Here is a 17,441-nt window from a genome sequence, read left to right as displayed (position 1 = left end):
CGGACATACACCTTTTACTACGGTATGCCCTACAGCCAGGCCGCGAACTCCAGCAGCAGCTCCGCGTCCCGCCGCCGCCCGGCGGCCAGCGCCCGGACCCCGGACTCCACCGCCCGGAACACCGTCCAGCCGCGCAGCCGCTCCCGGTCCACCTCCAGGGAGTCGGCCAGTTTGTTCACCCTCCGCCGCGCCCCCGACGCCCCCGTCGACGAGGCCATCTGGTCCTCCAGGCGGTCGCGCACCAGCCGGGCCAGGTCGTACGCCCGCTCGCCGACCAGCGGGTCCGGGCCCACCGTCAGCCACGGCGCCCGCTCGCCCGCCAGTACCTTGCCCTGCCGGAAGTTCCCGTGCAGCAGGAGTTCCTCCGGCGGATGGGCCGTCAGCTGCGGGAGGAGGGCCAGGGCGCTGTCGGCGAGGGCCCGGGCCTCCGCGGGCGCCGAGCGCAGGGCCTCGGCCTGCGCGGACGTGCGTTCCGCCACCGTTTCGAAGGGGTGGCCGGCCGGCGGGCGCACCCAGAGGCGGCGGAGCGTCCCGCAGGCCTCCAGCAGGGCCTTGGCCTCCGGGAGCGAGCGCAGGGAGACGTCCGCCTGCAGCCGCTCCAGCAGGAGGGCGCCGTCGTCCTCGTGGTGGCGCGAGTCCAGGACCCGTACCGCGCCGAAGCCGCCCCAGTGGGCGAGCGCCGCCAGCTCATGGCCGGGACGGGCCCCCGGGGGCGCCAGCTTCAGGGCGGCCGGGGTGCCGTCGGTGTAGCGGACCAGGATCACCAGGCTGCTGCGGCCGCCCGGCGCCAGGGCCCGCTGGGCCACCACGTCCCGCCGCTCCAGCGCCTCCTTGGCGAGCTCGGGCAGCCGCTCCAGCCACTGCGTGTCCTGCGCGGTCCGCGGCAGCTCTCCGAGCGCCCGTACGAGACGCTGGGGCGGTTCGAAAGCCATGCGTGCGTGGTCCCTTTCAGCTGGTACGGGCCCCCTCCGAGCGTTCGGTGAGCCCAGGGAAGGCTACGCCGACACCGCGCCAGCGTGCCGCGCGCACGGCCGCCGCGCTCAGCGCGTCAGCCGCGTCGCGGCGCAACTGGCCGTCCGCCGCCCGGACGAGGTCCGAGTAGGCGCCCGCCACCCGGTCCTCGATGTCGGCGGCCAGCCGCTCGGCGTCGTCCGGGGAGCGCACCTCGAACGGCAGGGCGTACGCCGCCTCCGACGGCCGGGGCGCGCCGCCCAGCTCCCGCACCGTCCGGGTGAGCCGGTCCCGGCGCGAGAGGTGGTGGCCGTACGCCTCCCGGGCCTCGGTCGCCCGGGCGGGATCGATCCGGGCGCCGATGACCCCGTACCCGTACGCCGCCGCGTGCTCGGCGGCGAGCGCCGCCTGGGCGGCGTCCAGGGCGCGGCCGCCGGGGGCGGGGGAGGGCTTCACGGCGGGGTTCACGAGGCGGCTCCCGGGTTGGAGGTCAGCAGGTAGGCGTGGACGGCACCGCAGGCCGCCACCGAGGCCAGCATCCGGGCGAGCTCGCCCGGGGCGCCCGCCAGGGCGATGGTCCGGGCCTCGGACAGGCTCCGCTCGGCGTCCGCGAGCGCGCTCAGGGCCTCGGCGGGCTTCGCCGGGACCTCCGCCCGCCCGGCCGCCGGGGCGCTGGGGGAGGGTGAGGGCGAGGGGGATCCGGAGGGGGAGGCCGCGGGGGAGCGCGCCGGGCCGGCCTGGGGGGTGGCGAGGGCGAGGGCCCTGGTGTGGGCGGCGACCGCCTCGCGCAGCGGCGCGAGCCGGCCGGCAAGGTCCGGATGGACGGCCACCGTGGCGTCGTAACGTTCCAGCAGCCGCCCGCTGTCCCGCGCGGCACCCTCCCGCATCCGCCGTTCGAGTGAAACCGCGCCGTCCCCGGCGGACGGGCCGCCCCCGCCGGAACACCCGCTGACCAGCGCGGAGCCGGCGGCTGCCGCGGCGGCTCCGGCGAGCACGCTCCTGCGTGAGGGCGAGGGCCTCGAAGGCAAGGTCCAGGGCACGGTGCCGTCCTCGGGGTGGTGGCGGGGCAAGGTGTGATCACGGTACCCGGGGGCCCGCCCGGCGGCGCGGACGGCAACACCCTCCGCGACCGGATACCCTTTGACCTGACACGCGACGGAAAACCACAACAGCACACGCGGCCGAGGAGTCACCCGGATGAGCACCACCCAGAGCGACAGGCTGCGCGGACTGCTGGAGCCGCTCGTCGCCGCCAAGGGCCTGGACCTCGAAGAGATCGAGCTTTCCAAGGCGGGCAGGCGCCGGATGCTGAGGATCGTCGTGGATTCCGACGAGGGCGTGGAACTGGACGCGTGCGCCGAGCTGAGCCGTGAGGTCTCCGACGCGCTCGACGCGTCCGACGTGATGGGCGAGGACGAGTACGTCCTCGAAGTCAGCTCCCCGGGCGCGGACCGCCCGCTCAGCGAGCACCGCCACTTCGTGCGGGCCACCGGCCGTCTCGTGAAGTTCCAGCTGTCCGCCGAGGGTGAGAAGGGTGCCGGGGAACTGGTCGCCCGCATCCTCGGTGTCGACGACGAGGGCATGGACCTCGAAATCCCGGGCGTGAAGGGCCGCAAGGCGACCGCCCGCCGCATCGCGTTCACCGACATCGCCAAGGCGCGTGTCGAGATCGAGTTCAACCGCAAGGACAAGAAGGAAGAGGAGGCGTAGCCGTGGACATCGACATGAGTGCCCTGCGGGGTCTGGTCCGGGAGAAGGAGATCTCCTTCGACCTGCTCGTCGAGGCGATCGAGTCGGCCCTCCTCATCGCGTACCACCGCACCGAGGGCAGCTTCCGCCGCGCCCGGGTGGTGCTGGACCGCACCAACGGCCACGTGGTCGTGTGGGCGACCGAGGACCCGCGCGATCTCGAGGAGGGGCAGGAGCCCAAGGAGTTCGACGACACCCCGTCGGACTTCGGCCGGATCGCCGCGACGACCGCCAAGCAGGTGATCCTCCAGCGTCTGCGCGACGCCGAGGACGACCTGACCTTCGGCGAGTTCGCCGGCCGCGAGGGCGACGTCATCACCGGTGTCGTCCAGCAGGGCAAGGACCCCAAGAACGTCCTGGTCGACATCGGCAAGCTGGAGGCCATCCTGCCGGTGCAGGAGCAGGTCCCCGGTGAGGAGTACCCGCACGGGCTGCGCCTGAAGGCGTACGTCGTGCGCGTGGCGAAGGGCGTCCGCGGTCCGTCCGTGACCCTGTCGCGCACCCACCCGAACCTGGTGAAGAAGCTCTTCGCCCTGGAGGTCCCGGAGATCGCCGACGGCAGCGTCGAGATCTCCGCGATCGCCCGCGAGGCCGGCCACCGCACCAAGATCGCGGTCCGGTCCACCCGTTCGGGCCTGAACCCGAAGGGCGCCTGCATCGGCCCGATGGGCAGCCGCGTGCGCAACGTGATGGCCGAGCTGCACGGCGAGAAGATCGACATCGTCGACTGGTCGGACGACCCGGCGGAGATGGTGGCGAACGCCCTGTCACCCGCCCGGGTGAGCAAGGTCGAGGTCGTCGACTGGGACTCGCGCTCCGCTCGGGTGACCGTCCCCGACTACCAGCTGTCGCTGGCCATCGGCAAGGAGGGCCAGAACGCCCGCCTCGCCGCCCGGCTCACCGGCTGGCGCATCGACATCCGGCCCGACACCGAGCCGGCGCCCGACGAGGACGCCGACCGGGACTGACCGGAAACAGCGCTTCCGGCGGGAATAAATGGCTACCGGCCGACCGTTTCCGGCCGGTAGACAGGGGGTCCCTCGTCCGCGAGGGACCCGCAAGGATCACAACGACATCCGTTCGATTTTTCACCTGAAGGGGTGAGGTCGGTGCGGGGAGGTAGACTTAGGCGTGTCTGGCCGGACGCAAGCCCGCGCATGCCCCGAACGCACCTGTGTGGGGTGCCGGGAGCGAGCGGCCAAGAGCGATCTGCTGCGCATCGTGGCGGTCGGGGACGCATGCGTCCCTGATCCTCGCGGTACGCTGCCCGGCCGGGGTGCGTACGTGCACCCTGCCGTGGTCTGCCTCGACCAGGCGGTCCGCCGCCGAGCGTTCCCCCGGGCCCTCCGGTCCGCTGGACCGCTCGACACGGAGGGACTGCGCACGGCCCTGGCAGTCCAGGCCGTGGCAACACCGTAAGAAGAAGTACGGCACGGATACCCCCGTGCGGTCAGGTACCTCGCGAGTTGGAAGTAGGTCGAGATTGCGATGAGCACTCGATGAGTACGCGATGAGTACGCCCATGAAGTAGCGACGGTCCGGCGTAACCCGGACCTAAAAGGAGCGAAGTGGCTAAGGTCCGGGTATACGAACTCGCCAAGGAGTTCGGAGTGGAGAGCAAGGTCGTCATGGCCAAGCTCCAAGAACTCGGTGAATTCGTCCGTTCGGCGTCCTCGACGATCGAGGCGCCGGTTGTACGCAAGTTGACTGACGCACTGCAGGGGCCCGGTGGCAACGCCGGCAAGTCCGCTGCGAAGCCCGGCGCGCCCCGCAAGGCCGCGCCCGCCAAGCCCGCGGCGCCCTCCCCGGCGACCGCGGCACGTCCTGCCCCCAAGCCCGGCGCACCGGCCCCCAAGCCGGCCGCTGCCGAGGCCCCGGCGGCTCCCGCCCCGGTGACTCCGGCCGCTTCCGGCCCGCGTCCCGGCCCCAAGGCCCCGGCCGCCCCGAAGCCCGCTCCGGCGGCTCCCGTGGCGACCGAGTTCTCCGCGCCCCCGGCGGCCCCGGCCGCTCCGGCGCGTCCCGCCGCCTCCCCCGGCCCGCGTCCGGCGCAGCAGCGCCCGGCCGGCCAGGGTCAGGGTGCCCGTCCCGGCGCGCCGCGTCCGGCCGGTGCCACCCCCGGTGCCCAGGCCCCGCGTCCCGGTGCTCCGGCTCCGCGTCCGCAGGGCGCCCGTCCGGCCGGTCCCCGTCCGGGCAACAACCCGTTCACGTCCGGCGGCTCCACCGGCATGGCGCGCCCGCAGGCGCCCCGTCCGGCCGGCGCCCCGCGTCCCGGTGCCCCCGGCGCCGGCAGCCAGGGTGCCCCGCGTCCGCAGGCCGGCCCCGGCGGCGCCCCGCGTCCGCAGGGTCCCGGCGGCGCCCGTCCGACCCCGGGCGGCATGCCCCGTCCGCAGGGCGGCGCTCCGCGTCCCGGCGGCGCTCCCGGTGGCAACCGTCCGAACCCCGGCATGATGCCGCAGCGTCCCGCTGCCGGTGGCCCCGGTCCCCGTCCCGGCGGCGGCCCCCGCCCCGGTCCGGGTGGCGCAGGCCGTCCGGGCGGTCCCGGTCGTCCCGGCGGCGGCGGCTTCGCCGGCCGTCCGGCCGGTCCGGGCTCGCGTCCGGCCGGCGGCGGCTTCGGCGGCCCGCGTCCGGGTGGCGGCGGCTTCGGCGGCGGCCCGGCCGGCGCCGGTGGCGGCGGTCGTCCCGGCTTCGGTGGTCGTCCCGGCGGCCCGGGTGCCCGTGGTGGCACGCAGGGTGCGTTCGGCCGTCCCGGCGGGCCCGCCCGTCGCGGTCGCAAGTCGAAGCGTCAGAGGCGCCAGGAGTACGAGGCCATGCAGGCCCCGTCCGTGGGCGGCGTGATGCTGCCCCGCGGCAACGGCGAGACCGTTCGCCTGTCGCGCGGTGCGTCCCTCACCGACTTCGCGGAGAAGATCAACGCCAACCCGGCGTCGCTGGTCGCGGTCATGATGAACCTCGGCGAGATGGTCACTGCCACGCAGTCCGTCTCCGACGAGACCCTCCAGCTCCTCGCCGGCGAGATGAACTACACGGTTCAGATCGTCAGCCCGGAGGAGGAGGACCGCGAGCTCCTGGAGGGCTTCGACATCGAGTTCGGCGAGGACGAGGGCGGCGAGGAGTTCCTGCTGCCGCGTCCGCCGGTCGTGACCGTCATGGGTCACGTCGACCACGGTAAGACCCGCCTCCTCGACGCCATCCGCAAGACGAACGTCGTCGCGGGCGAGGCCGGTGGCATCACCCAGCACATCGGTGCCTACCAGGTCACCACCCAGGTCAACGACGAAGACCGCAAGATCACCTTCATCGACACCCCGGGTCACGAGGCGTTCACCGCCATGCGTGCCCGTGGTGCGAAGTCGACCGACATCGCGATCCTCGTGGTCGCGGCCAACGACGGCGTCATGCCGCAGACGATCGAGGCGCTCAACCACGCCAAGGCCGCCGGCGTCCCGATCGTCGTCGCGGTCAACAAGATCGACGTCGAGGGTGCCGACCCGGTCAAGGTCCGCGGTCAGCTGACCGAGTTCGGCCTGGTGGCCGAGGAGTACGGCGGCGACACGATGTTCGTCGACATCTCCGCCAAGCAGGGTCTGCACATCGACTCCCTGCTGGAGGCCGTCGTCCTCACCGCCGACGCCTCGCTCGACCTGCGCGCCAACCCCGAGCAGGACGCTCAGGGTATTGCGATCGAGTCCCACCTCGACCGTGGCCGCGGTGCCGTCGCCACCGTCCTCGTCCAGCGCGGTACCCTCCGCGTCGGCGACACGATGGTCGTGGGCGACGCCTACGGCCGTGTGCGCGCCATGCTCGACGACAAGGGCAACAACGTCGAGGAAGCGGGTCCGTCGACCCCCGTCCTGGTCCTGGGTCTCACCAACGTCCCCGGCGCCGGCGACAACTTCCTCGTCGTCGACGAGGACCGCACCGCCCGCCAGATCGCCGAGAAGCGTGCTGCGCGCGAGCGCAACGCCAACTTCGCCAAGCGCGTCCGTCGCGTGTCCCTCGAGGACCTCGACTCCGTGCTCAAGGCCGGTCTGGTCCAGGAACTCAACCTCATCATCAAGGGCGACGCGTCCGGTGCGGTCGAGGCCCTGGAGTCCTCGCTGCTCCAGCTCGACGTCGGTGAAGAGGTCGACATCCGCGTCCTGCACCGTGGTGTGGGTGCGGTCACCGAGTCCGACATCTCGCTGGCCATGGGCTCCGACGCCATCGTCATCGGTTACAACGTCCGTGCGGCCGGCCGTGCCGCGCAGATGGCGGACCGCGAGGGCGTCGACGTCCGGTACTACTCGGTGATCTACCAGGCCATCGAGGAGATCGAGGCGGCCCTGAAGGGTCTGCTCAAGCCGGAGTACGAAGAGGTCGAGCTCGGTACGGCGGAGATCCGCGAGATCTTCCGCTCGTCCAAGCTGGGCAACATCGCCGGTGTCCTGGTCCGCTCGGGCGAGGTCAAGCGCAACACCAAGGCGCGGCTCCTGCGCGATGGCAAGGTCATCGCCGAGAACCTCACCATCTCCGGTCTGCGCCGCTTCAAGGACGACGTCACCGAGATCCGCGAAGGCTTCGAGGGCGGTATCAACCTCGGCTCCTTCAACGACATCAAGATCGACGACGTCATCGCGACGTACGAGATGCGCGAGAAGCCCCGCGCGTAAGCGCGAGGCGGTTCGCACCGTGTCGTAACGCGGTACCCGGGGCCGGTCGGCGGAATATCCGTCGATCGGCCCCGGCCGTTGCGTGTACGGTTCTGGTGACCCTGCCGAGCGACGGCCGGCAGGCCACCGAACCCGCACCGGCGGGATATCCGGAACTGCATGTACGTGGGGACTCTGTCCTTCGATCTGCTCCTCGGCGACGTCCACTCGTTGAAGGAGAAACGCTCCGTCGTCCGGCCCATCGTCGCCGAGCTCCAACGCAAGTTCTCCGTGAGCGCGGCCGAGGTGGGCGACCAGGACCTGCACCGCAGGGCCCGCATAGGGGTGGCCCTGGTGAGCGGGGACGCGGGGTTCGTATCGGACGTGCTGGACCGCTGTGAGCGGCTGGTCGCGGCGCGTCCGGAAGTGGAGCTGCTGTCCGTCAGGCGGCGGTTCCACGGTGATGAAGACTGATTGCTTGTCTGCAAGGAAGAAGGAGACGGACCAGTGGCCGACAATGCGCGGGCGAAGAAGCTGGCGGACCTCATCCGGGAGGTGGTGGCGCAGAAGCTGCAGCGTGGAGTCAAGGACCCCCGCCTCGGCACGCACGTGACCATCACCGACACCCGGGTCACCGGCGACCTGCGGGAGGCCACGGTCTTCTACACGGTCTACGGTGACGACGAGGACCGGGCCAGCGCGGCAGCGGGCCTGGAGAGCGCCAAGGGCGTACTGCGTTCCGCGGTCGGCCGGGCGGCGGGGACCAAGTTCACGCCCACCCTGACCTTCGTCGCGGACGCCCTCCCGGAGAACGCCAAGACCATCGAGGACCTCCTCGACAAGGCGCGCGCCTCCGACGCCCAGGTGCGCGAGGTCTCCTCCGGCGCCCAGTACGCCGGTGAGGCCGACCCGTACAAGAAGCCCGATGAGGACTCCGACGACTCCGAGGACACCGCCGCGGAATGAGCACCAACGCAGGGAAGACTCCGGACGGCCTTGTCATCGTCGACAAGCCGTCCGGCTTCACTTCGCACGACGTGGTCGCCAAGATGCGCGGGATCGCCAAGACCCGCCGCGTCGGCCACGCCGGCACCCTCGACCCCATGGCGACGGGCGTCCTCGTCCTCGGCGTCGAGAAGGCCACCAAGCTCCTCGGCCACCTCGCGCTGACCGAGAAGGAGTACCTCGGGACGATCCGCCTCGGGCAGTACACCCTCACGGACGACGCCGAGGGCGAGATCACCGCGTCCGCCGACGCCTCCGGGGTCACCCGGGAGGCCGTGGACGCGGGGATCGCCAAGCTGACCGGCGACATCATGCAGGTACCGTCCAAGGTCAGCGCCATCAAGATCAAGGGCGTCCGCTCCTACAAGCGCGCCCGCGACGGCGAGGACTTCGAGATCCCGGCCCGCCCGGTGACCATCTCGTCGTTCCAGGTGTACGACATGCGGGAGGCGGAGGCCGAGGACGGCACCAAGGTCGTCGACCTGGTCGTCTCCGTCGTCTGCTCCAGCGGCACCTACATCCGCGCCCTCGCCCGCGACCTGGGCGCCGACCTCGGCGTCGGCGGCCACCTCACGGCGCTGCGGCGCACGCGGGTGGGCCCGTACAAGCTCGACAAGGCGCGCACGCTGGACCAGCTCCAGGAGGAGCTGACCGTCATGCCGATCGGCGAGGCGGCCGCGGCCGCGTTCGCGCGCTGGGACCTGGACGCCCGCCGGGCCTCGCTGCTCGCCAACGGCGTGCGGATCGAGATGCCGGACGAGTACCAGGACGGCCGGACCGTGGCGGTCTACGGGCCGCAGGGCCAGCTGCTCGGGCTCGTCGAGAGCAAGGGCGGCAAGGCGAAGTCCCTGGCGGTCTTCGTCTGAGCCCCGGCCCCGGCCCCGGCCCCGGCCCCGGCCGCCCGTTGTCCGGGAGGCCGTTCGTCTGACGTGGAGCGGTGAGCGCACACCGACTGCTGCTCACCGCTCCACGACCCCCCTCGGGTAGGTCTCTATCCACCCGGAGCCCCATATTCACTCGACCGAGCAGGCGCTCGGAGTGAACGGAGGGAGCGTAAGGGGGCGCTTTCGGCCCGCACGCTTTTCGTCTCGATCTTCACTTGCCTACCGTCATGACCACGGGTCCCGTGGCGGGGGAGTGGTGCGGCGTTGACGGACGAGGTCACAGGCGGTGCGAAGGCGTGCGCCGGGGCGGGCCCCTGGTTCTCCGGTCCTGCGGAATCCGCGGAGGGTGCGCAGTCCGGGCAGGGGGCGGGGCGCGCCCCGGTGGGCGCGGAACCCCTCGTCACGATCCGCGATCCGGCCGGGCGGACGTGCGGCACCGGGTTCGTCGCCGACGACCGCGGCACGGTGCTGACCAGCCACGAGGCCGTCGAAGGCCTGGATCTGATCGAGCTGTGCGCACCCGGCGGGCGGACCTGGCGGACCGGCGCCGCCGAGGTGACCGGCCTGCCGGAACTCGGGCTGGCCCTGGTGCCGAGCGACGGCCTCGGCCTGCGGCCGCTGCCGGTCGCCGCGCGCGGGAGCGTCCTTTCCGGAACGTACGTACGCGTCCTGGCGCGGGGCTGGCGCCAGGCGCGGGTGCTCGGGGCGGGCGCGGAGGTCGCCCACACCGCGGCCGGCCGACGATGGGTGCTCCCCGCCACCCTGGAGCTGGCGATCGGCACGGACGGCCGGGACGCCCTGAGGCTCGGCGGCGGGGCCTGCGGCGGGCCGGTCCTCGACGCGGAGACCGGAGCGGTGCTCGCGGTGGTGGGCACCGCTCTCACTGCGGAGCGGCGCTCCGGCAGCTTCGCCGTCCCCCTGCGCGCGGCCGCCGCCACCGCACCCGGCGGCCCCCTGGCGGCCCTGCTGGAGCGCAACGCGGCCACCGTCCCGGCGTACGGGGCCGACCTCAACCTGGCGGGCGTGCTGGAGCTGACCGCGGCCACCGTCGGCGCCGCGCTCCCCCCGGCCGGCCCCGGGCCGGAGCCCGTGGCACGCCCCGTGATCGCCGCCGGGCTGGCCGCCTTCACCGCCGGCCAGGACCTGGTCCTCGGCCTCGTCGGCGAGCCCGGCACCGGCCGCACCACCGCCCTCGCCACCCTGGCCGCCGACCGCGCCCGCGGCCCCCGTCCGTCCCCGACCCTCCGGCTCCGCGGCGCCGACCTCCACGCCGACGACACCTCCCTGGCCGACGCCGTGACCCGCGCACTGATGGAAGCGGCCCGCACCCTGGCGCCATCCCGTCCCACCGGGCGGGGATCCCGTCCCACCGGGCCGGGCACGCCGGGCGCGGCGGGCTCGGCTGGCGAGGCGGGGGCGGTCGGCGGCAGGCCGGACCCGGCGGGCTCAGGCCGGGACACCGCAGGGGCAGGGGCAGGGGCAGGGTGGGGGGCAGGCGGTGGCAGCCAGGGCACGTCAGGGCGGGCCGGGACCGGGGCCGACGTGGCGGAGGTGGCTGTGTACACAGCGGGCACCGCAGCCACGGCGGGGGCGGCCGGGGGCACGACGAGCGAGGGGGGAGAGGGCTGGGGCGCAGCAGCCGGGGCTGGAGCGGCAGGGACGGCCTGGGGCACTGCGGGTACGTCGGGGGCTGCGGGGGCGGGCGGGGGCACCGCGGGCATGGCGGGCTTCCATGGCGACGTTGCCGGGGACACGACGAGCGAGGGGGGAGACGGCTGGGACACGGCAGCCCGGGCGGGAGCGGGAGGGACGGCCTGGGGCAAGGGCACCGCTGGCATGCCGGGAGCTGCGGCGGGGGGCGGGGAGGCCGCGGGTGGGGCGGGCTGCGCTGGAGGGCCGGGCGTAGCCCGGGGCAGGGCGGGCGCGGCCGACGCGACCGGCGCCGCCACCAGCCCGGCGGGGACCGCAGGCACGGCGGATCTGATGGGTGGGCCGGGGCGAGGCAGGGGCGCCGCGGGCTCGGGGGGAAGGGTGGGAGCAGGCGGCGACACGGCAGGCGTGCCGGGGATGACCGGCGCGGCGTCGACAGGCAAGCACATGGCCGGGCTGGTGGGGCCGGCAGGGGCAGGCGGGGGTGCCCCGGGGGTCGTCGGCGCGGCAGGGGGAGGGGCCGGGGGGCCGGCCGACGGCTGGGGCGCCGGCGGGGAGGGCGAATGCGGGGGCGGGGCGATGGCCGCGCGGGTGGCGCGGCTCGCTGCCGTGGCCGGCCGGCCGCTGCTGGTGGTGCTGGACGCCCCCGAGGAGATGCCCCCCGCCCTGGCGCGCCGCCTCGCGCCGTGGACCGTGGCGACCGCCGCGTGGCTGTGCGGAAGCGGGGCCCGGCTGGTGGTCGCCGCCCGGCCCGAGTACTGGGAGCGGGCCGGCGCGCTCTATCCGCCGGAGTTGCTCCACACCCCCGAGCGCCCCGCCCGTCGGCTTCCGCCCGCCCTGCCCGTCGGCGACCTCACCCCGGCGGAGGCCGACACCGCCCGGGCCCGCCTCGGCATCCCGCCGGACGCCGTACGGGAGGCCGACGCACGCCACCCCCTCACCCTCGGCCTGCTCGCGGGCGTCCGGGCCGCCGGGGTCACCGAGGGCCGCCCGACGCGGGACGAGGTCTTCGCGGCCCACCTGGACCTCCTGTTCCTCCGCACGGCCGTCCGCATCGCCGCGGCGCCCCCGGCCCCCGCCCCCGCGCCCGGCGACCCTGCCACCCCGCCGGCCGGCGGATTCTCCGGGCCCGCCCCGGACTCGTCAGGTTCGGCCACCGACGCCCATCGGGACGCCGGCTGCGGGTTCTCTGGCTGCTCGGCCGCTCCCGCGCATCGGCACACCCCAGGCGGGACTTCCGGGGCAACCGACTGCTCGCACCGAGATGGCCCGGGCGGGGGCTTCTACGGGGCCCGTGCCGAGGGATCTGCCGGTCCTGCCGGCGCATCTCCCCCCGGCGACCCCACCGGCGCCTTCCCGGCCGAGAACTGCCCGTCGGTCCCCGGACCCCGCCAGGGTGCCCACGACAGGTCGACGGCCACCTTGGGCGCGTCGACCGCCTCCCGCAACGAGCCCCCTCTCGCCGAGCGCCGGACCGCCGACGGCTGGACGTCCGGATCCTGGACCGCCGAGCCCGAGGCTCCGCCCGCGTGGGCGCGGTCCGTGCGCCGGTCGTCCGACGGAGGCGAGCGGCCGGCGGTTCCGCCCGGCGGGGAGCCCTGGAACGCTCAGACCGACGGCCCCGACCGGGCCACCCCGGCGGCCGCCTGGCCTGCCGGAACGACGGCGGGCGACCCTTCCGGCCCCTGGTCCGGTGCGGACCGGCCCTCCGGCCCCTGGTCCGGTGCGGACCGGCCCTCCGGCCCCTGGTCCGGTGCGGACCCCGGGCAGCCCGGCCCTTGCCCGGCCAACGACTGGGTGTCCGGCTCCAGCTCCGATGCGGACGGGTCACCCGGTGGTGCGGACTGGCCCCGCGGCGGCGCGCCCGGCGCGGATGGGTCACCCGGTGCCTGGCCGGGCGCCGACCGGCGACCCGGCGTCTGGTCCGGCGTGGACGAACCATCCGGTGCGTCGCGGGGCGCCGACCGGCGACCCGGCTTCCGGTCCGATGCTTCGCCAGACGATGTCCGGCCCTCCGGCTTCCGGGCCGGCTCGGACGGGTCGCCCGATGGCGGACGCCGTTCATCCGGCGCCTGGCCCGGGCCGGACGGATCGTCCGACGCTTCGCCGGGCGGGGACCGGCTGTCCGGCTTCCGGGCCGGCTCGGATGGGTCCGGTGCTTGGCCCAGTGACGGCCGGCTTCCGGGGCCCCGGGCAGGCGCAGGCGGGTCGTCCGGCGGCGGACGCCGGTCATCCGGCGCGTGGCCCAGGCCGGACGGATCGTCCGGCGTTTCGCCGAGCGGCGGACTGCCGGGCTCCCGGCCCGGCGCGGACGAGGTGTGTGGCGCTTGGCCGGCGGGGGACCGGCTGTCTGGAGCGGATGAGTCGTCCGGCGTCGGGCCGGGTGGCGACCGGCTGTCCGGCTCCTGGCCCGGCACCGACGGGCCGTCCGGCGACCCGGGCCGGTCGTCCGGCGCCTGGTCCGGCGCGGAGCAGACGTCTTGGGGCCGGTCCGGCGCGGACGGGTCGTCCTCGGCCTGGACGGGTGCGGATCGGGTGTCCGGGGTTCGGGCGGATGGTGATCGGCTGTCGGGCTTCTGGCCCGGCGCGGACGGGCCGTTCGGTGACTCAGGCCGGTCGTCCGGCGCTTGGTCTGGCGTGGAGGGGGCGTCCGGTTCCCGGTCCGGTGCGGAGCAGACGGCGTCTTGGGGCCCGGCCGGAGCGGACGGGTCGTCCTCGGCTTGGGCGGGTGCGGATCGGGTGTCCGGGGTTCGGGCGGATGGTGATCGGCTGTCCGGCTTCTGGCCCGGCGCGGACGGGCCGTTCGGTGACTCAGGCCGGTCGTCCGGCGCCTGGTCTGGTGAGGAGGGGGAGTCCGGTTCCCGGTCCGGAGCGGACGGGCCGTCCTCGGCTTGGACGGGTGCGGGTCGGGTGTCCGGTGTCCGGGAGGGTGGCGACCGGCTGTCGGGCTCAGGGGCTGGCGCGGGTGGCGCGTCCGCTCCTCGGACCGGTGGCGGGGACCGGGCCTCCGGCTCGTGGCCCGGCATGGAAGGTGCCGATAGCCCGTGGCCCGGCGCGGGTCGGTGCTCCGCCGCCGGGGGCGGATCGGACGGGGCCGGAGACGCCGGGGCAGGCGGGAAGCGGCCCCGCCGGGACGGGCTCGGGTCGGCATGGGGCGTTGGCACCGGGGGACGGGTCGGGGACGCCCCGGGTGAGTCAGCAGGCGGCAGCCGCGCCGACGGGGCGCCCGCCGACGGCGTGCACAGCCCCGGGGTGCGGGGCTCCGGGGTACATGGGCTTGGGGTGCACGGCCCCGGAGTTCACTCCCCCGAGGCGCACGGTACTGGGGTGCACGGCCCCGGGGCGCATGCCCTTGGCGTGCACGGTCTCGGGGTGCACGGCCCTGAGGCGTACGGCCCCAAGGCCCACGCTCCCGGGGTGCAGGGCCCCGAGTTGCATGGCCTTGGGGTGCACGGTCCGGGGGTGCACGGTCCGGGGGTGCACGGCCTCGGGGCCCACGCCCCCCAGCCCCACGCCCCCGGGGCACGTACCCCCCAGCCCCACGCCCCCGGGGGACACGCCCCCCACCTCCACGCCCCCGGTGTGCGGCGGCTTGCCGTTCGGGTGGGTGGGCGGGTGCACGAGGCCGCGCGGTGGTGTCTCGGGCCCGGGCAGGGGCAGCTCGACCGGGCCGCCTTCGAGGAGCTGTTCCCCTGGCGCACCGGCTGGGCCTCCGCCGTCCTCGCCGAGGGCCTCCTCGTCCCCGCCGGCCCCGGCTACCGCTTCGCCCACGAGGAGCTCTCCGACTGGCTCCAGGCCTGCCACCTCGACGTCCCGAGCGCCCTCGACGCCCTCGTGCACTCCGGCCCCGTCACCCCCGGCCCGCCCGTGCCCCGGCACCGCATCGGGCCCGTGCTCGAAGCCCTGCGCCGGCTGCCCGCCCCCGAGACCGCGGAGGTACTGGCCCGGCTGGTCGGTGCCCTCAACGAGTTCGCCGAGGCCCCGCCCGGGGACGTCCACCCCGACCGCGTCTGGTGGGCCGCCCGCCTGCTGCGCGGAACCCTGCTGCGCGCCCCGGACGCCACCCCCCACCTGCCGGTCCTGCACGCCCTCGCCGAGCACGTGGCCCGGGCCGGGGCGGAGGACTTCGGCGGCTGGTTCTGGAACCGGCTCCGGCTGGCCGAGTCCGACCGGCTCGACCTGCTGCGCCGCCTCCTGCCCTCCGACCACCGCTACCTCGAAGCCGCCGGCCGCCGCCTCATCCGCGCCCCGCGGCTCGTCATGCCCCTGGTCTGCGCCTGGTTCACCGACGAACGCCGGCTGCGCGGCCGCCCCGGAGCCACCGTCGCCACGGCCGCCCAGGCCCTCCTCCACACCCACCGCCGCCTCGCCCCCGACGAACTCGCCGAGGCCCTCGTCGACGCCGCGCACCCCCGCGCCGACGAACTGCTCGCCGCCCTCGCCGAGGACGAGCCCTCTGCCCTGGCCCGCGCCGTCGACCGCTGGGCCCACGACGAGCGGCCCGGCCGGCGCGTCGCCGCCGCCGCGTACGGGCTCGCCACCGCCCCCCACGTCCGCACCCCCGCCGACCGGGAACTGCTGCGCTTCGCCGCCGAGGCGCTCCTCGCCCGCCCCGGCGACCTCCCCCTCCACGGCAGCGCCCTCGGGATGCTGCTGCGCGACCCCCAGGCGCGCGCCCGCCACCTCACCGACGCCCTCGACTGCTTCCGCGACCCCGAGCGCGGCTCCCGGCTGCCCGCCTCCGCGCTGGTCGCCGCCCTGCCCGTACTGCCCGACCCCGACGCGGTGTTCGACGCCCTGCGGGCCCGCGCCGACGGCGAGGTGCTGCGCGCCCTGGCCGCGCTGACCACCCCCGCGCTGGCCCGCCGCGCCGGTGACCTCGTACGGGAGCACCTCGCGCGGCACCCCGCGGACGCCCCGCACGCCGCCGCCTTCGTCGACCGGCGCCTGGAGCAGGGCCCGGCCGCCGCCCCCGTGCTGCGCCCGCTCGTCCTGGGCCTGCTGCGCGGCGCCCCGCCGCAGGTGCGGTCCGCGCTGGCCGGCGTCCTGGCCGCACCCGGCGCCGAGGCCTCGTCCACGCTGCGGGCCGACCTGGCCGAGACCCTGCTGCGCGAGGAGCCCGACCCGCAGGTGCTCGGCGCCTTCCTGACGGCCGTCGCCGCCGCGGCCCGCGCACGCCCCGAGGACCGGACCCGTGAGCTGCTGCGGCGCACCGGACGGCAGCTGCTGCGCATCCCGGGCGGCCCCGAGGTGTTCGAGCAGCGCACGGTGGAGCTTGTCCGGGCCGACCCCGTCTTCGGGGCGCTGGTGGCCCGCTGGCTCGCCGACTCCGGGGCCGAGGCGGCGGCCCTGCTCGGCCCGGGAGCCCGCCGTACGGTGGAGACCCTGAGCCGGTCCGCCCCGGACGTCACCTGAGCCCGGGCGGGCGGCGGCGCTGCCGGACTCCGATGCGGGGACCGGGGCACCGGCATGGCAGTCTTAGACCTGCAAAAGGCAATTCGGTACAGGGACTACACGGGTTCGGGCGAGGAGCGGTCACAGTGCAGCGCTGGCGTGGCTTGGAGGACATCCCCCAGGACTGGGGACGCAGCGTCGTCACCATCGGCTCCTACGACGGTGTGCACCGGGGACACCAGCTGATCATCGGACGGGCGGTGGCCAAGGCCCGTGCCCTGGGTGTGCCCTCGGTGGTCGTCACCTTCAGCCCGCACCCGAGCGAGGTCGTCCGCCCCGGCAGCCACCCGCCGATCCTGGCCCCGTACGACCGGCGCGCCGAACTGATGGCCGGTCTCGGCGTCGACGCGCTGCTGATCCTGCCCTTCACGGCGGAGTTCTCGCAGCTGTCCCCGGCCGACTTCATCGTCAAGGTGCTGGTCGACAAGCTGCACGCGCGCGCCGTCATCGAGGGCCCGAACTTCCGCTTCGGCCACCGGGCCGCCGGGAACGTGGACTTCCTGCGCGAGCTGGGCTCCACGTACGACTACGAGGTCGAGGTCGTGGACCTGGTCGAGCGCGGCGAGGCGGGCGGCGGCGTGCCGTTCTCCTCCACCCTGGCGCGCCGGCTCGTCGCCGAGGGGGACATGGAGGGCGCCGCCGAGATCCTCGGCCGCCCGCACCGCATCGAGGGCGTCGTGGTGCGCGGTGCGCAGCGCGGGCGCGAGCTCGGCTATCCGACGGCGAACGTGGAGACGGCACCGCACACCGCGATCCCGGCCGACGGGGTGTACGCGGGGTGGCTGACGGCGGACGGCGAGCGGATGCCGGCGGCGATCTCGGTCGGTACGAACGTGCAGTTCGACGCGACCGAGCGGACGGTGGAGGCGTACGCGATCGACCGCGTCGGGCTCGACCTGTACGGCAAGCAGGTGTCGGTGGAGTTCCTCGCATACGTGCGCGGGATGGCGAAGTTCGACTCGCTCGACGGGCTGCTGGAGGCCATCGCGGACGACGTGAAGCGGGCCCGGGGGCTGACGGACGCCTTCGACGCCGCCGCCCGCCGCTAGGCCGTCCCTGCCCGAACCCGTCGAGGCCCGAGGGCCCGTACCGTCCAGGTTCCTGGACGGTACGGGCCCTC

At 75.3% G+C, this 17,441-nt stretch carries 12 protein-coding genes and 1 pseudogene; 9 read left to right on the top strand and 4 right to left on the bottom strand.

Annotated features, from left to right (window positions below; genetic code table 11):
* Positions 1-29: 29 nt before the first annotated feature.
* From ACZ5NJ_RS33680 to ACZ5NJ_RS33670, 3 genes are read right to left on the bottom strand one after another with little or no spacing between them, the layout of a single operon-like run.
* Positions 30-932: an aminoglycoside phosphotransferase family protein gene (locus ACZ5NJ_RS33680; RefSeq protein ID WP_468770034.1), complete on the bottom strand. Its 903-nt coding sequence runs from the start codon at positions 930-932 to the stop codon at positions 30-32.
* A 16-nt stretch (positions 933-948) separates the two neighbouring features.
* On the bottom strand, positions 949-1,419 hold the full coding sequence (locus ACZ5NJ_RS33675) for a ferritin-like domain-containing protein (protein WP_395513432.1): 471 nt from the start codon (positions 1,417-1,419) through the stop codon (positions 949-951).
* The gene (locus tag ACZ5NJ_RS33670; protein ID WP_468770032.1) at positions 1,416-1,946 is read right to left on the bottom strand and encodes a hypothetical protein; all 531 of its coding nucleotides are present in this window, start codon (positions 1,944-1,946) and stop codon (positions 1,416-1,418) included. The genes ACZ5NJ_RS33675 and ACZ5NJ_RS33670 overlap by 4 nt, the downstream gene beginning before the upstream one ends.
* A gap of 202 nt (positions 1,947-2,148) precedes the next feature.
* Between ACZ5NJ_RS33670 and rimP the strand changes: the two genes are divergently transcribed.
* From rimP to truB, 7 genes are all read left to right on the top strand, one after another.
* Entirely contained in the window at positions 2,149-2,661 is a 513-nt protein-coding gene (gene rimP / locus ACZ5NJ_RS33665) for a ribosome maturation factor RimP (RefSeq protein WP_468770030.1), read from the top strand.
* 2 nt (positions 2,662-2,663) lie between these two features.
* A complete protein-coding gene (gene nusA / locus ACZ5NJ_RS33660) occupies positions 2,664-3,668 on the top strand; it encodes a transcription termination factor NusA (protein WP_468770028.1) in 1,005 nt (334 codons plus the stop codon).
* A 163-nt stretch (positions 3,669-3,831) separates the two neighbouring features.
* On the top strand, positions 3,832-4,119 hold the full coding sequence (locus tag ACZ5NJ_RS33655; protein WP_468770025.1) for a YlxR family protein: 288 nt from the start codon (positions 3,832-3,834) through the stop codon (positions 4,117-4,119).
* Positions 4,120-4,268: 149 nt separating this feature from the next.
* The gene (gene infB, locus ACZ5NJ_RS33650; RefSeq protein WP_468770023.1) at positions 4,269-7,349 is read left to right on the top strand and encodes a translation initiation factor IF-2; all 3,081 of its coding nucleotides are present in this window, start codon (positions 4,269-4,271) and stop codon (positions 7,347-7,349) included.
* A gap of 159 nt (positions 7,350-7,508) precedes the next feature.
* Positions 7,509-7,802 (top strand): DUF503 domain-containing protein, encoded by a 294-nt coding sequence (locus ACZ5NJ_RS33645; protein ID WP_030227569.1) that lies wholly within the window; start codon positions 7,509-7,511, stop codon positions 7,800-7,802.
* 33 nt (positions 7,803-7,835) lie between these two features.
* Complete coding sequence (gene rbfA / locus ACZ5NJ_RS33640) at positions 7,836-8,294, top strand: 30S ribosome-binding factor RbfA (protein ID WP_079430055.1); 459 nt, start codon at positions 7,836-7,838, stop codon at positions 8,292-8,294.
* Complete coding sequence (truB, locus tag ACZ5NJ_RS33635) at positions 8,291-9,199, top strand: tRNA pseudouridine(55) synthase TruB (RefSeq protein ID WP_395512838.1); 909 nt, start codon at positions 8,291-8,293, stop codon at positions 9,197-9,199. The genes rbfA and truB overlap by 4 nt, the downstream gene beginning before the upstream one ends.
* A 4,863-nt stretch (positions 9,200-14,062) precedes the next feature.
* Here truB and ACZ5NJ_RS33630 read toward each other — a convergent pair.
* On the bottom strand, positions 14,063-14,335 hold the full coding sequence (locus ACZ5NJ_RS33630; RefSeq protein ID WP_468770021.1) for a hypothetical protein: 273 nt from the start codon (positions 14,333-14,335) through the stop codon (positions 14,063-14,065).
* A 99-nt stretch (positions 14,336-14,434) separates the two neighbouring features.
* Here ACZ5NJ_RS33630 and ACZ5NJ_RS33625 point away from each other — a divergent pair.
* Positions 14,435-15,142, top strand: a pseudogene (locus ACZ5NJ_RS33625) (serine protease); the annotation flags it as partial.
* A 1,265-nt stretch (positions 15,143-16,407) separates the two neighbouring features.
* The gene (locus ACZ5NJ_RS33620; RefSeq protein ID WP_468770020.1) at positions 16,408-17,370 is read left to right on the top strand and encodes a bifunctional riboflavin kinase/FAD synthetase; all 963 of its coding nucleotides are present in this window, start codon (positions 16,408-16,410) and stop codon (positions 17,368-17,370) included.
* Positions 17,371-17,441: the final 71 nt, after the last annotated feature.

The organism is Streptomyces sp. NPDC032091 (assembly GCF_055580265.1).
This window is presented reverse-complemented; position numbering and strand designations above follow the sequence as displayed.

Coding starts and splice junctions, on each gene's coding strand:
- rimP (WP_468770030.1), top strand. CDS start 2,149: ATGAGCACCACCCAGAGCGACAGGCTGCGCGGACTGCTGGAGCCGCTC.
- truB (WP_395512838.1), top strand. CDS start 8,291: ATGAGCACCAACGCAGGGAAGACTCCGGACGGCCTTGTCATCGTCGAC.
- ACZ5NJ_RS33680 (WP_468770034.1), bottom strand. CDS start 932: ATGGCTTTCGAACCGCCCCAGCGTCTCGTACGGGCGCTCGGAGAGCTG.
- ACZ5NJ_RS33645 (WP_030227569.1), top strand. CDS start 7,509: ATGTACGTGGGGACTCTGTCCTTCGATCTGCTCCTCGGCGACGTCCAC.